Annotated in this window: 14 protein-coding genes; 7 read left to right on the top strand and 7 right to left on the bottom strand. The window is 72.6% G+C overall.

Annotated features, from left to right (window positions below):
• Positions 1-87: 87 nt before the first annotated feature.
• Positions 88-993 (top strand): 5'-3' exonuclease, encoded by a 906-nt coding sequence (locus KIK05_RS13480; RefSeq protein WP_214411002.1) that lies wholly within the window; start codon positions 88-90, stop codon positions 991-993.
• Positions 994-1,094: 101 nt separating this feature from the next.
• Positions 1,095-2,495 (top strand): RNB domain-containing ribonuclease, encoded by a 1,401-nt coding sequence (locus KIK05_RS13475; RefSeq protein ID WP_308249894.1) that lies wholly within the window; start codon positions 1,095-1,097, stop codon positions 2,493-2,495.
• 54 nt (positions 2,496-2,549) lie between these two features.
• Here KIK05_RS13475 and KIK05_RS13470 read toward each other — a convergent pair whose 3' ends face one another.
• Positions 2,550-5,300, bottom strand: coding sequence for a DEAD/DEAH box helicase (locus tag KIK05_RS13470; protein ID WP_214411001.1), 2,751 nt, complete (start codon positions 5,298-5,300; stop codon positions 2,550-2,552).
• A gap of 286 nt (positions 5,301-5,586) precedes the next feature.
• On the opposite strand from KIK05_RS13470, the gene KIK05_RS13465 reads away from it, so the two are divergent.
• Positions 5,587-6,474, top strand: a complete 888-nt coding sequence (locus tag KIK05_RS13465) for a diacylglycerol/lipid kinase family protein (protein WP_214411000.1) — start codon at positions 5,587-5,589, stop codon at positions 6,472-6,474.
• A gap of 95 nt (positions 6,475-6,569) precedes the next feature.
• On the opposite strand, the gene tatC is transcribed toward KIK05_RS13465, so the two are convergent.
• From tatC to KIK05_RS13440, 5 genes are read right to left on the bottom strand one after another with little or no spacing between them, the layout of a single operon-like run.
• A complete protein-coding gene (gene tatC, locus KIK05_RS13460; RefSeq protein WP_214410999.1) occupies positions 6,570-7,430 on the bottom strand; it encodes a twin-arginine translocase subunit TatC in 861 nt (286 codons plus the stop codon).
• Between the two features lie 52 nt (positions 7,431-7,482).
• On the bottom strand, positions 7,483-7,839 hold the full coding sequence (gene tatA / locus KIK05_RS13455; RefSeq protein WP_214410998.1) for a Sec-independent protein translocase subunit TatA: 357 nt from the start codon (positions 7,837-7,839) through the stop codon (positions 7,483-7,485).
• A 31-nt stretch (positions 7,840-7,870) separates the two neighbouring features.
• Positions 7,871-8,095 (bottom strand): hypothetical protein, encoded by a 225-nt coding sequence (locus KIK05_RS13450; protein WP_214410997.1) that lies wholly within the window; start codon positions 8,093-8,095, stop codon positions 7,871-7,873.
• Positions 8,096-8,144: 49 nt separating this feature from the next.
• On the bottom strand, positions 8,145-9,101 hold the full coding sequence (locus KIK05_RS13445) for a helix-turn-helix transcriptional regulator (protein ID WP_308249893.1): 957 nt from the start codon (positions 9,099-9,101) through the stop codon (positions 8,145-8,147).
• A 34-nt stretch (positions 9,102-9,135) separates the two neighbouring features.
• Positions 9,136-10,080: a helix-turn-helix transcriptional regulator gene (locus KIK05_RS13440; protein WP_214410996.1), complete on the bottom strand. Its 945-nt coding sequence runs from the start codon at positions 10,078-10,080 to the stop codon at positions 9,136-9,138.
• Positions 10,081-10,117: 37 nt separating this feature from the next.
• On the opposite strand from KIK05_RS13440, the gene KIK05_RS13435 reads away from it, so the two are divergent.
• The 4 genes from KIK05_RS13435 to KIK05_RS13420 all read left to right on the top strand — a co-directional run bounded on the left by KIK05_RS13435 (position 10,118) and on the right by KIK05_RS13420 (position 13,571).
• The gene (locus tag KIK05_RS13435; RefSeq protein WP_214410995.1) at positions 10,118-11,191 is read left to right on the top strand and encodes a DUF3866 family protein; all 1,074 of its coding nucleotides are present in this window, start codon (positions 10,118-10,120) and stop codon (positions 11,189-11,191) included.
• A gap of 84 nt (positions 11,192-11,275) precedes the next feature.
• Positions 11,276-11,944 carry a serine/threonine-protein kinase gene (locus KIK05_RS13430; protein ID WP_214410994.1) on the top strand — a complete coding sequence of 223 codons (669 nt, stop codon included), beginning with the start codon at positions 11,276-11,278 and terminating at the stop codon, positions 11,942-11,944.
• On the top strand, positions 11,848-12,966 hold the full coding sequence (locus KIK05_RS48845; RefSeq protein WP_214410993.1) for a WD40 repeat domain-containing protein: 1,119 nt from the start codon (positions 11,848-11,850) through the stop codon (positions 12,964-12,966). Before KIK05_RS13430 ends, KIK05_RS48845 begins: the two co-directional genes overlap by 97 nt.
• Before the next feature lie 122 nt (positions 12,967-13,088).
• Positions 13,089-13,571, top strand: a complete 483-nt coding sequence (locus KIK05_RS13420) for an ATP-binding protein (protein WP_214410992.1) — start codon at positions 13,089-13,091, stop codon at positions 13,569-13,571.
• Positions 13,572-13,574: 3 nt separating this feature from the next.
• Here the strand turns inward: KIK05_RS13420 and KIK05_RS13415 are convergent, their stop codons facing one another.
• Positions 13,575-14,141, bottom strand: a complete 567-nt coding sequence (locus KIK05_RS13415; RefSeq protein WP_214410991.1) for a CGNR zinc finger domain-containing protein — start codon at positions 14,139-14,141, stop codon at positions 13,575-13,577.
• Positions 14,142-14,202 lie beyond the last annotated feature (61 nt).

The raw sequence follows: 14,202 nt of genomic DNA, 5'->3' as shown, positions 1-14,202 counted from the left end.
CCCACCCCCCGTGACGCGGGCGGCCCGGCCCGAGTCCGGGGGTGGTACCGGTGCCGTTTCGTCGGTGTGGGCTGCAAGGATGGGGTCATGCCAGGGTTGATGCTTCTCGACACTCCCTCGTTGTACTTCCGGGCGTTCTACGGGGTGCCCGAGTCGATGACCGCGCCGGACGGCATGCCGGTGAACGCCGTCCGGGGGCTGATCGACATGATCGCCACGCTGGTCCGGGCCAACTCCCCCGGCGAGCTCGTCGCGTGCATGGACGCCGACTGGCGGCCCGCGTTCCGCGTGGCGGCCATCCCCTCCTACAAGGCCCACCGGGTCGCCACCGGCGACCAGGAGGAGGTGCCCGACACGCTCGAGCCGCAGGTCCCCGTCATCGAGCGGGTGCTCGACGCCGTCGGCATCGCCCGCATCGGCGTCCCGGGGTACGAGGCCGACGACGTGATCGGCACCTGCGCGGCCCGCGCCACCGGGCCCGTCGACATCGTCACCGGCGACCGCGACCTGTTCCAGCTCGTGAACGACGCCCAGCCGTGCCGCGTCCTCTACACGATCAAGGGCATCCGCAACCTGCAGGTGTTCGACGAGGCGCAGGTGACCGCCAAGTACGGCATCCCGGGCCGGGCCTACGCCGACTACGCCACGCTGCGCGGTGACCCCAGCGACGGCCTGCCGGGTGTGCCCGGGGTCGGCGACAAGACCGCCGCCGCCCTCGTCACCCGGTTCGGCTCGCTGGCCGCCATCCTGGAGGCGCTCGACGACGGCGTGGCCGAGGGCTTCCCGGCGGGGAGCCGCACCAAGCTCGCCAACGCCCGCGACTACCTCGAGGTGGCGCCGAAGGTCGTCAAGGTGGCGCACGACGCGCCGCTCCCCGACGTCCCTCTGGCCCGCCCGGTCGCCGCGCGCGATCCCGAGGCACTGGTCGCCCTGGCCGACCGCTACGGCCTCGACGGCCCCCTCAACCGCCTGCTGGCCGCCCTCGCCGGCTGACCGCACCTTCCGGCCGCTCCCGGCCCGGTGCGGGAGCGGGCCCAGGTACGCGGGATGGAAAGCGCCTAAGATCCTGGTTTGTGCGTCACAGAGCGATTCATGTGTCCGAGGCTCCGAGGCTCGCCGAGGGCTTCGAGCGTATCCGCGGTGAGCTGGAGCTTCCCGAGGAGTTCCCGGCGGCGGTGCTGGAGGAGGCCGAGCGGGCGGCCTCGGCCGCCCTCCCCTCCCTCCCCGACCGCACCGACCTGCCGCTCCTGACGGTCGACCCGCCCGGGTCGATGGACCTCGACCAGGCGCTGTGCATCGAGGAGCGGCCGCGGGGCTTCCGCGTCTGGTACGCCATCGCCGACGTCGGCTCGTTCGTCCGGCCGGGCGGCGCGATCGACGCCGAGGCGAGGAAGCGCGGCGAGACGGTCTACATGCCGGACACCCGTGTCCCGCTGCACCCGGCCGTCCTGTCGGAGGGGGCCGCGAGCCTGCTGCCCGGCGTCACCCGCCCGGCGGCGCTGTGGTGCCTCGACCTCGACGCCGACGGGCGCACCATCGGGGCCGACGTGACGCGCGCCCTGGTGCGCAGCCGGGAGCGGCTCGACTACGACTACGTGCAGGCGGCCCTCGACACCGGCACCGCCGACGGCACGCTGCGGCTGCTGCCGGTCGTGGGCGCGCTGCGGTCGGAGCTCGAACGCGAGCGGGGCGGGGTGTCGCTGCCCACGCCCGAGCAGGAGGTCGTCGCGCACGGCGACGGCTACCGCGTGGAGTTCCGCACCCCGCTGCCGGCCGAGGCGTGGAACGCCCAGATCTCGCTGATGACCGGCATGGCCGCCGCCGCGATGATGCTCGACGCCGAGATGGGCGTGCTCCGCACGCTGCCGCCGGCTCCACGCGAGACGTCGGACCGGGTCCGCCGCATCGCCGCCGCCCTCGGCGTGCCGTGGGCGGACGGCGAGAGCTTCGGGGAGGCCGTGGCGAACCTCGACCCCAAGATCCCGGCGAACGCGGCGTTCCTGCGGGAGTCGGCGGCGCTGCTGCGCGGCGCCGGGTACACCGCCTTCAACGGCGAGCCGCCGAAGGACGCCACCCACGCCGCGGTGGCCGCGCCCTACGCCCACGTGACCGCCCCGCTGCGCCGGCTCGTCGATCGCTACGGCACCGAGGTGTGCCTGGCGGTGGCCGAGGGCGTGCCGGTGCCCGAGCCCGTCCAGCAGGCACTGGAGGAGCTGCCGTCGCTCATGACCGGAGCCGGGCACCGGGCCTCCGCCGTCGAGCGCGCGTGCGTCGACCTGGTGGAGGCGTTCGTGCTGCGCGACAAGGTCGGGCAGACCTTCGACGCGGTGGTGGTGGACGTCCAGGAGGGCAGGCCCGGCGGCGTCGTGCAAATCACCGACCCCGCGGTGGTCGCCCGCTGCGACGGCGACGGCCTTCCCCTCGGCGAGAAGATCCAGGTACGCCTCACTCGCGCCGACCTCACCACCCGGGAGGTCCGCTTCACCGTCGCCTGACCCGACCCGCAAGTTCCCCGCTCGGAGACGCCGCCGAGCGGGGAACGACAGTGGTCAGCCGACCGAGGAGTAGGCGACGACGCCCCGGCGCAGGGAGTCGATGGCCTTCCCGGCGTTCTGCTTGACCTTGCTGTTCTGGGGGGCGGCCTTGCCGACCTGGTCGAGCAGGTCGATCAGCTGCTTGACCCAGCGCACGAAGTCGCCCGCCGCGAGGTCGCCGTCGGTGAGCACCGCGTCGAGGCTGTGCCCCTTGGCCCACCGGAACGCCACCCACGCGAACCCCAGGTCGGGCTCCCTGATGAACTGCAGGGCGTGGTCGCGCTCGATGTCCTCCAGCTCGGCGAAGATGCGCACCATGGCCCCCAGGGCGTCCTTGGCGCGTCCCTGTGGGATCTTGGGCGGCCGGGCGTCGTCGGCCTGCCGTGACTCGAACACCAGGGACGACACGCAGGCGGTCAGCTCGGCCGGGTCGAGCTCCTCCCAGATGCCGGCGCGCAGGCACTCGGAGGTGAGCAGGTCGAGCTCGGTGTAGAGCTGGGCGAGCCGGCGGCCCTCGGGCGTCACGGTCTCGCCGTCGAGGTACCCGAGCTGGTCGAGCACCCCGCACACCCGGTCGAACGTACGGGCGATCACGTGCGATCTGCTCTCGACCCGCCGCCGCAGCCCTTCGGTCTCGCGGAGCAGCTTGTGGTAGCGCTCGGCCCAGCGGGCGTGGTCCTCGCGCTCGTCGCACCCGTGGCAGGGGTGGGCGCGCAGCTCGCGGCGCAGCTCGGCGATCTCCCACTCGGGGGTGCCGGGCGTGGCGCCCCGGGCCAGCATGGCCTCGGCGTCGTGGTCGCGGGCCCGGACGGGGCGGCCGAGGTCACGGTCGCCGATCTTGGCGTGCAGGGTCGCGACGAGGTTGGCGCGGTCCTTGGGGGCGCGCGGGTTGAAGTTCTTGGGGATGCGCAACCGCTCGACCGGCTCCACCGGCACCGGGAAATCGGCCGCCGACAGCCGCTTGACCTGCTTGCCGATCGTGAGCACCAGCGGCGAGGGCCCTTCGGTGCGCATCGTGAGACCCGGATCGAGGATGACCGCCAAGCCGGCGCGCCGGCCCCCGGGGACGCGGATCACGTCGCCCGGCTTCAGCGCCTCCAGCGACCGGACGGCCTGCGCCCGCCGCGCCGAGCCGCGCCGGCGCGACAGCTCGGCCTCCCGGTCCGACAGCTCCCGGCGCATCCGGGCGTACTCCTGGAAGTCGCCGAGGTGGCAGGTCATCGCCTGCGCGTACCCTTCGAGGGCCTCCTCGGACCGCCGTACCTGCTTGGCGATGCCCACCACGGCCCGGTCGGCCTGGAACTGGGCGAACGACGACTCCAGCAGCGTGCGGGCCCGCTCCCTGCCGACCTGGCCGACGAGGTTGACCGCCATGTTGTACGACGGGCGGAAGCTGGAGCGCAGCGGGTAGGTGCGGGTGCTGGCGAGGCCGGCGACCGCGACGGGGTCCATGCCGGGCTGCCAGGCCACCACGGCGTGCCCCTCGACGTCGATGCCGCGCCGCCCCGCCCGCCCGGTGAGCTGGGTGTACTCCCCCGGCGTCAGGTCGGCGTGGGTCTCGCCGTTCCACTTGTCGAGCTTCTCGATCACCACCGACCGCGCGGGCATGTTGATGCCGAGCGCGAGGGTCTCGGTGGCGAACACCGCCTTCACCAGGCCGCGGGTGAACAGCTCCTCGACGACCTCCTTGAAGGCCGGGAGCATGCCCGCGTGGTGGGCGGCGAGGCCCCGCTCCAGGCAGTCGCGCCATTCGAGGTAACCGAGCACCGACAGGTCCTCGTCGGGCAGGTGGGCGGTGCGCTCGTCGACGATCTGGCGGATCTCGTGGCGCTCGCTGTCGGTGGTGAGCCGGATGCCGGCGTGCAGGCACTGCAGGACGGCCGCGTCGCAGCCCGCCCGCGAGAAGATGAACGTGATCGCCGGCAGCAGCCCCTCGGAGTCGAGCTTCTCGATCGCGTCGGACCGGCTGACCATGTTCGCGCCGCGGCGCGGCCGGGTGTAGCCGCGCCGGCCGCGCGCCTGGGCCAGGCGCTGCTCGTCGCGGGAGATCCGCATCAGCGAGGGGTTGATGCGCGGCCGGTTGTCCTCGTCGACGAACAGGTCGTACAGCCGGTCGCCGACCAGCATGTGCTGCCACAGCGGCACGGGCCGGTGCTCGTCGACGATCACCGTGGTGTCGCCGCGCACCTCGCCGAGCCACTCGCCGAACTCCTCGGCGTTGCTGACGGTCGCCGACAGGGCGACGACGCGCACCGACTCGGGGAGGTGGATGATCACCTCTTCCCAGACGGCTCCGCGGAACCGGTCGGCGAGGTAGTGCACCTCGTCCATGACGACGTGGCTGAGCCCGGCGAGGGTGGAGGAGCCCGCGTACAGCATGTTGCGCAGCACCTCGGTGGTCATGACCACGATGGGCGCGTCGCCGTTGACGCTGTTGTCCCCGGTGAGCAGGCCGACCTTCTTCGGGCCGTAGCGGCGCACGAGGTCGTTGTACTTCTGGTTGGACAGCGCCTTGATCGGCGTGGTGTAGAAGCACTTGCTGCCCTGCTCCAGGGCCAGATGGACGGCGAACTCGCCGACGACCGTCTTGCCCGAGCCGGTCGGGGCCGCCACCAGCACACCGTCGCCCGCCTCCAGCGCCCGGCAGGCGTCGAGCTGGAACTCGTCGAGCTCGAAGTCGTACAGACCGCGGAAGGAGTGGAGCGCGGGCCCGCTGCCGGCGTGCTTCTCACGGAAGGCGGCGTAGCGTTCCGCAGGCGTCGTCATGCACTTCAGCCTACCGATAACCGGATTCCGGTCCTGTCGGCTGCACCGGCCTTTCCGCGTCCGGACGAGGCCCGGACGCACCGATCCGGCCGCCCGGGACGCCGCCGTCCGGCGTCCGCCCTGGTCAGGGCGTGCCCTTCTCCCCCTCGCCCAAGGCCTTGCTCCGCCGGCGTCCCTCGCGCGCTTCTTCGGAAGACTTTTCCGGCGGCCGGAACAGGGAGCGTCGCGCGCGTGCCCCTTCCTTTGGGGGCTGGATCGGAGCGGCTCGGGCGGATAGGTTCCGGCTGTGGCTGGTGAGCTGGTACTCCTCGTGAACCCCGCGGCCCGCGGTGGCCGCAGCCTGCGGCTGCTCGACCCCGTCGTGCGCCGTCTGAAGGCCGGGGACCGCCCCGTCTCGGTGATCGTGGGCACCGGCGCCGAGGACGCCCTCGAACGGGCCTGTACGGCGGTCGCGGAGGGCCCGGAGGCGCTGGTCGCCTTCGGCGGCGATGGACTGGTGCACCTGGCCCTCCAGGCGGTCGCGGGGACCGACGTGCCGCTCGGGATCATCCCGGCCGGGACCGGGAACGACATCGCCGGCGCCCTCGGCATCCCCAGGAGGGATCCGCTCGCCGCCGCCGAGATCGTGGCCGCCGGCGGGACCCGCGTGCTGGACGCCGCCCGGATCGGCGAGGAGGAGTGGTTCGCCGGGGTGGCGGCCTGCGGCTTCGACTCCAAGGTCAACGAGCGCGCCAACCTGCTCACCCGCCCCCAGGGCACGGCCAAGTACCTCGTCGCCATGGTGCAGGAGCTGCGCTCGTTCGTCCCCATCCCGTTCAGGATCACCGTCGACGACGAGGTGATCGAGCAGGACGCCATGCTGGTGGCCGTCGGCAACACCTCGACGTACGGGGCGGGCATGCGGGTCTGCCCGGAGGCGGCGGCCGACGACGGCCTGCTGGACGTGCTGATCGTCGGCCCGATGCCGAAGTCGGCCCTGCTACGGACCTTCCCCCGGGTCTACCGGGGCACCCACCTCGGCCATCCGGCGGTGACCGCCCGCCGCGGGCGCCGGGTCACGCTGGAGGCTCCCGGCGTCGTCGCCTACGCCGACGGCGAGCGCGTCGGCCCGCTCCCGCTCACCTGCGCCGTCGAGCCCGGCGCCCTGCGCGTGCTCGCCCCCGCCACCGCTTGAAGCGCAGACCCAGTGCCTGCCACGGTCCGTCCTGGCCCAGTGGACGCGAGCCGGACGCGGCGCCGCGGCGGCCGTGCGAAGGGTGGAGGCCCGACTCAGTCGACGCCGGCGGCGCCCGGGCCGTCGAGCTCCTCTTCGAGCTCCCGCTGGCGCTGAGCCTCCTCGGCTTCCTTCTTGCGGTCGTGGAAGTACATGAAGACTTCGGCGATCATGAACATGCCGACCATCGGCAGCGCGAGCGCCAGCATGGTGATCGGGTCCTGGCTCGGGGTGGCGATCGCCGCGAACACGAACATCAGGAAGATGACCATGCGCTGGTGCTTGCTGACCAGCCGGAACGGCAGCACGCCGATGAGGTTGAGGAACACCATCAGCAGCGGCAGCTCGAAGGACAGGCCGAAGATGACCAGCATGGCCATCAGGAACCCGATGTACTGGTCCATGCTGATGAGCGGGATGACGTTGCCGGGAGTGAAACCGAGGAGCAGGGCGAGGCCCTTGTCCATCGTGAAGTAGGCGAGACCGGCGCCGGCGGCGAACAGCGGGACGGCCAGCCCGAGGAACGTCAGGGAGTACCGCCGCTCGTTGCGGTACAGGCCCGGCGTGACGAACGCCCAGATCTGGTACAGCCAGATCGGCGCGGCGACCACGGCTCCGAACATCAGGGCGACCTTGAGGTTCACCATGAACCCCTCGAAGACGCCCTGCACCACCAGGGTGCACTCACCGGTCTTGAGCTTCTGGGCCATCGGCAGCCGGCAGTACGGCTCGCTCATGAAGACCCAGAGCTTGTCGAAGAAGACGAACCCGACGATGGTGCCGACGGTCAGGCCCAGAAGCGCCTTGACCAGGCGGTTGCGCAGCTCACGGAGATGCTCCATGAGCGGCATGCGCCCCTCGGAATCGGGGGCGACCTTGCCCTTGTCGGCCGGGCTCGACCGTTTCAGCAATGCCATCGGGCGTCCTGATTCAGAGGGCGGTCAGAGTGGGAGGTGCAGGCGGTGCCCCTCAGGCCTGGTCCTTGGGGGTCTGCGCGAGGGAGGCACCGTTGACGGCGGCGTCGGCGGGACGTGCCTGGGTGCTGCGGAGCCGGGCGTTCTCCTCCTCCAGGGCGCGGAGCCGGTCCTCCACCGACGGCGTCGCGGCCTGCAGCGGCTGCGGGGCGGGAACGGGCTGCGCGGTCACGGTGGTGGACTTGGTGGCCTCGCGGGCCTCGTCCTCCTCGTGGAGCTTGGTCGTCTCCTTCTTGAACAGGCGAAGGGACTGGCCGAGCGCCTTTGCCGTGTCGGGAAGCTTCTTGGCGCCGAAGAGCAGCACCAGGACGACCCCGATGATCAGCAGTTCGGGAACTCCAAAGTTGGACATGTCACACCCTTACGCCGGACGACGTGCAATCTCAAGCTCGATCGTACGCTGCCGATGCCACTTCATTCACCCCTCCGACCGTCTTGATCCGCCGATCAGACCTGGCAAACTGCGCGCGCACCGGTTCCAGACGCCTGGTGGTCCGCTCGATTTCACGCGTCAGCCCCCGCATGGCCACCAGGACGCGGACCGAGAGCACCGCGATCGGGACGAGACCCGCGACCCCCAGGCCCACAGCGACGTAGATCCATACCATGGCCCGGGACTCTACCGAACGGGGCGGGAGCCCACTGCGGAGCGGGTGGTCACCGTGCCGTCTCGTACAGGGCCAGCGCCGCCGAGGCCGCCTCGCGCACCCTCTCGGCCAGGGACTCGGGGGCGACGATCCGGCCCTCGTCGCCCAGGCGCAGGGCGAGCCGTACGACCCAGCTCTGGTCGCGGGCCCGCAGGGTGACCCTCAGGCGGCCCTCGCCGAGCTCGGTGACCTCCTCGCAGGGGTAGTACTCGGCGACCCAGCGCCCGGCCGGGGTGAGCTCCAGCTCCGCCAGCTCGTCGGTCGGCGCGGGCCGGAACACCCCCTCGGTGACGTCGATCGGCTCCGCCTCGGCCGGGGGGTCGGCGGCGACGTCGAGCGCCTCGACGCTGACCATGCGGTCGAGCCGGAACAGCCGCATGCCGTCGGCCCGGTAGCACCAGCCCTCGAGGTAGGAACGGCCGTCGACCATGACCAGCCGGGTGGGGTCGACCTCTCTCGGGGTGATCTCGTCGCGCCCGGGAACGTAGTAGCGCAGGGACAGGCGGCGGCCCCTGCGCAGGGCGTCCCTGACCGTGGCCATGGCGTCGGGGGCGGCGTCGAGCTCGAAGGCGACCTGGCTGCTCACCGCCGCCGCGCCCTCCCCCGCCGCCCGCTCGAGCTTGGCGATCACCCGGGCGAGCGCGTCGCCCTCCTCGAACTCGGGCAGCTCGGCGAGCATCCGCAGCGCGACCAGCAGCGCGCTGGCCTCGTCGATGCCCAGCCGCAGCGGACGGGCGATGGTGTCGGCGTTGTCGATGAGGATCTCGCCGCCGTCCCAGGAGACGTCGATGAGGTCGCCGGGGGTGTGGCCGGGCAGGCCGCACATCCACACCAGCTGAAGGTCGTCGACCAGCTGCTTCTCGGTGAGCCCGAAGAGCCTGGCCACCTCGGGGACCTGGGCGCCCGGGTGGGACATCAGGTAGGGCACCAGCGCCAGAAGCCTGGGCAGGCGGTCGGCGGTGCTCACGCGGACTCTCCCTTCGGCCCGGTCCCGGACCCGCTCACGCCACCGCTCCCTTCAGCCGCCGGATGACCGCGTCACGCGCGTCCGGCGGGTCGATCACCTCGGCGTCGGCCCCGAACCCGACCACCGACCCGGCGAGCCACTCGGCGTCGGAGAAGTCGACCCGCACGACATCCCAGCCGTCGTCGCCCTGCTCGACCGTGCCGACCTGCCTCAGCCACTGGCAGGTGCCCTGGCGGACGCGGATGGTCGCGGCCCTCTCGGGGAGCAGGCTGTCGCGCGAGCCCACCATCGAGCGGATGTCGACCCCCTCGGGCACGGTGACGACGCCGGGACGGCCGACCGGCACCACGGGCCCGGTGATGCGGCTCAGGCGGAACACCCGGGGCGCGTCACGCTCGCGGTCGTGCCCGACGACGTACCAGCGGCCCCGCCGGCTGACCACGCCCCACGGCTCCACGGTGCGGGTGAGCAGGACCTCGCTGCCCGCCGCCCGGTAGTCGAAGCGGACGACCCGCCGGTCGCGCACCGCCTCCCACAGGGCCGGGAAGGCCGGGTCGCGGGTGTCGACGCGCAGCTCCAGCTGCCCCACGGCCGCGTCGTCGGTCTCGACACCGCCCGCGCGCAGCTTCAGCAGCGCGCCGCTGGCGGCCTCGGCGAGGTTGGCCCGCTGCCACACCTGGGCGGCCAGGCCCAGCACCGCCGCCTCGTCGGGCTCCAGGGGGATCTCGGGCAGCTCGTAGGCCTGCGGCATGATGCGGTAGCCCGGCTCGTCGTCCCAGGGGTCCTTGTGGACCTCGACGGGGATGCCGATCTCGCGCAGTTCGTTCTTGTCGCGCTCGAACATGCGCTGGAAGGCCTCGTCGTTGGCGGCGTCGTAGCCGGGCACGGCGTGGCGGATCTGCTCCGCGCTGAGCGGGCGCCGGGTGGCGAGCAGGCAGATGACGAGATTCAGCAGCCGCTCGGTCTTCCGCCGAGACATCGGGCCTCCCTTCCGAAGGTGACGCTACCCTTGCCGGGTGATCAGGTGGCGCAAAGGCGAGGTGCTTTCGGTCCGGCGTGAGTGGCCGGGCGCGATCGAGCTGGACGTGACCCTCCCCGAGGGGGAGTGCAGGGCACTGGCCTACCCCTCTCTGGTGGGACGCCCGGAACCGGGTGACACGGTGCTGCTCAACACGACCGCTCTCGCGATGGGCCTTGGTACGGGAGGTTACGCCATGGTGGTGGCGGTCCCGGACCGTTTGCCGGAAGATCCGCAAGGGCCGGGCCACCTGGTCAAGGCACGATACACGCCCCTGCAGGCGACCGTGCTGGGCGCCGACGAGCAGGACTCCCCCCACCACGAGATCCTCAGGGATGCCGACTCCCTCGACGGCATGCCCGTGATCGTCGCCGACCTGCACTCGGCGCTGCCCGCGATCCTGTGCGGCCTGTTCGGGACGGAGGCGGCTCCCCCGCCCCGGGTGGCCTACGTGATGCTCGACGGGGGCGCGCTGCCCGGCTGGTTCTCGATGTCGGCGGCCCGGCTGCGCGAGGTGGGCTGGCTGTGCGGGGTGGTCACCACCGGGCAGTCGTTCGGGGGTGACGTGGAGGCGGTGACCGTGCACACCGGCCTGCTGGCGGCCCGGCACGTCCTGTCGGCCGACGTGGCGATCGTGACCCAGGGGCCGGGCAACCTCGGCACCGGCACCCGCTGGGGGTTCTCCGGGGTCTCGGCGGGCGAGGCCCTCAACGCGGCGGCGGTCCTCGGCGGCCGTCCGATCGGCGCGCTGCGGGTGAGCGAGGGCGACGAGCGTGAGCGCCACGTCGGCGTCTCCCACCACTCGCTGACGGCCTACGGACGGGTGGCGCTGGCGCCGGCGCAGGTGGTGGTCCCGGAGCTGCCCGGCGAGTTCGGCGAGAAGGTCGCCGCGCAGGCCGCCGAGCTGGGTGTACGTCACGAGCTGGTCGGCGTGCCGGTCGACGGCCTGGAGGAGCTGCTGCGCCGTAGCCCGGTGAAGCTGTCGACCATGGGGCGCGGCCTGTCGGAGGACCTCGCGGGCTTCCTCGCCTCGGCGGCGGCCGGCCGCCACGCCGCCTCGCTGCTGACCTGACGCACCGCGGGGGAGGATCAGCGCCCGCCGAAGTCCCCGGCCTGTTGAACGTCGATCCGCCATGGGGACACAATCGCTTACCTCATGGACGCACTCACACCTTCCGATCCGTCCCGGCTGGGGCGGTACTGGCTGGCCGGCCGGCTCGGCGCGGGCGGGCAGGGCGTGGTGTACGAGGCCTACGACGAGACGGGCGCGCGGTTCGCGGTCAAGGTGCCCAGGCTGGACGACCCCGTCTCCCGGTCCCGGCTGGCCAAGGAGGCCTCCGCCGCGCAGCGGGTGACCTCGTTCTGCACGGCCAGGATCATCGAGGTCGCGGCCGAGGTCCCGCAGCCGTACATCGTCAGCGAGTACGTCCCGGGCCCGAACCTGCGGCGGGTGGTCCGCGAGAACGGGCCCTACGACGGCGACGCGCTGAGACGGCTCGCCATCGGGGCCGCCACCGCGCTGACCGCCATCCACCAGGCCGGGGTGGTCCACCGCGATTTCAAGCCCGACAACATCATCCTGGGCCCGGACGGCCCCCGGGTGATCGACTTCGGGGTCGCGCGGCAGGTCGGCCCCATTACCACGGGTCCGATCATGGGCACGCCCGCCTACATGGCGCCCGAGGTCCTGGCCGGGCGCGGCGCCACGGCCGCCGCCGACGTCTGGGCGTGCGGGTCGCCGACGGGCGGGTCCTCCTGGAGCGGCGGCTGCCTCAGCAGTTCGACGCGGTCGGCATCGACGAGGCCGAGCACGTCCTGCGCGTGATCACACTCGACGGGACGGTCCAGAGTTTCGACATCTCGCAGCTCTTCGACAAGCCCGTCCGGGAGGGCGGCGAGCGTTCACTTCTGAGCCCCGGCGGACACCTCCTCGCCATCGGCGCCTACAGGGACGTAGGGCTCTGGGACACCCGGACCGGTCAGCGGATCGGAGCGCCGGTCTCGGGACCGGGCAACATACTGGCGTTCAGCCCGGACGGCCGACGGCTGGCGGCCGCCGCCAGCTGGGACGACCGAGTCTGGATCATCGACACCGGTTCGGGCGGGGTGCTCGACTCGTTCAGGGCCTCCGCCAAGGAGGCGACCGGCATCGGCGGCCTCGCCTTCAGCCCGGACGGTCACACGCTGGCGATCTCGTCCTCGAGGCAGTACGGACTGCTTCCCCTCGAATTGCGCGACCTCAGGACCGGCTCGCTCATTCGCACGGATCTGCGGACCGGCGACGGCTTCGCCTTCCGGCCCGACGGGAAGATGCTCGTCGCGGGCGCCTCACCACAGATCGTCGACCCGGCCACGGGTGCTCGGCGCCCGCCCCCCGGAGGTCTCGGCAGTCTCACGGCCCCGTACGCGTTCCGCCCGGATGGGGGCGTCATCGCCGTCAACGCTTCGAGCCGGATCTCACTGTGGAAGAGCGACCTGTCGTCCTCGGTCGGAGATCTCGCCGAGGCGGCCCAGCCGTTATCCCTCAGCTGGTCACCGGACGGTGACACTCTCGCCTCGTACGAACGCGACGGTGGGATCCGGATCTGGGACGTGCCCCACAGGCAGCACCTCGGCCTCGTCTTCGAAGACCTGTCCTCCCTGGGATCCGGCGAAGCCGCCTCGGTGGCGTTCAGCGCGGACGGCAAGACGTTGTACGGCGCGACCCCCGGCGGCGTCCTGCGGCGCTTCCCCCTCGACGGCGAACGGGCCGCGGCGGCGGTCTGCGCCCGGGCCGGCCGGGGCCTGACCACCGGGGAATGGCAGCGCTACCTGCCCGGCACACAGCCCTTCACGGTGTGCGGGTGAGTCACGGCCGTACTTCCTGACGCCGGCCGCGACCCGCGCCGGCCCGCGGGTGTCACCGATGCCGTGAAGGGGACCGGCCCGCACCCCCTGGGGGCCGCCGACGGCGGGCCAGACTTGGAGGCATGACGGAGCGCGAGGTCGCCGTCCTCGTCGGACTGCAGGCGTCGGGGAAGTCCACCTTCTACCACCGGCGCCTGTCGGCCACGCATGTCCACGTGAGCAAGGACCACTGGCCGAACGCCCGCCACCGGCAGCGGCGCCAGCTCAGGGTGATCGCCGAGTCGCTGGAGGCGGGGCGGGACGTCGCCGTGGACAACACCAACCCCTCCCCCGAGGAGTGGAGCCCGCTCATCGTGACCGCCAAGGAGCACGGCGCGCGCGTGGTGGCGTACTGGTTCCCTCCGGACCTTTCCGCGTCCCTGGAGCGCAACGCCGTACGGCTCGGCCGCGTGCGGGTGCCCGAGGTCGGCCTCCGCGCCACATTCACCCGCCTGCGCCGTCCCCGCCTGTCGGACGGATTCGACGCCGTCCACACCGTGACCTTCGACGGCCGGGGCGGCTTCGCCGTACGAGCCGGGACGGACCCGCAGTCCTCTCCGCGGTGAGGCTCAGGCCGGCTTGTGGCGCCGGTAGTGGCGGGCCACGCGGACGCGGTTGCCGCAGCGGGCGGCCGAGCACCAGCGGCGGCGCGGGTGGGCGGGCAGGAACAGCATCACGCAGTCGTCGGCCTCGCACTGGCGGACCGTGGTGACCGCCGGGTCGGCCAGCAGTTCGGCGGCGGCCTCGGCCAGCCACGCCCCCAGCCGTTCGCCGGGTGGCCCGGCGCGGCGGCGGGTCGCGGTGACCGTCCCGTCGTCCCACGAGAGCTCGGCGATGGCGGGTGCCGCGCGCTGGGCCCGGTTGAGGACGTCCAGGTCGTCCGTCAGGGGTCGTTCGGCGCGGCGGACGTGATCGAGGGCGCGGGCGACGCGCTCACGCACGTCCCGGACGGCGGCCAGGTCCGCGGCGGTGAGATCGTGGCCGGCGAGGTCCCGTGCCTCGGCGAACCGGTCGGCCTGGAGTGTCAGCCAGGCCCGCAGATCGGCGGGCGTCGTCAGCAGGTCGCCGGCCGCCGGACGGGTGTTGACCAGATCCAGGGCCAGCGGCTCGCCTGTGAGCGGGGTCACGTCCTCCATGTCACTAATGCTACAACGCCGGATTGACACATTAGATCAATGACCGCTATACCTAATGCAT

The sequence above is a fragment of the Sphaerisporangium fuscum genome, from assembly GCF_018531465.1.
Classification (GTDB): Bacteria; Actinomycetota; Actinomycetes; order Streptosporangiales; family Streptosporangiaceae; genus Sphaerisporangium; species Sphaerisporangium fuscum.
Note: the sequence above shows the minus strand (reverse complement) of the source record. Positions and strands in the feature narration are given on the sequence as shown.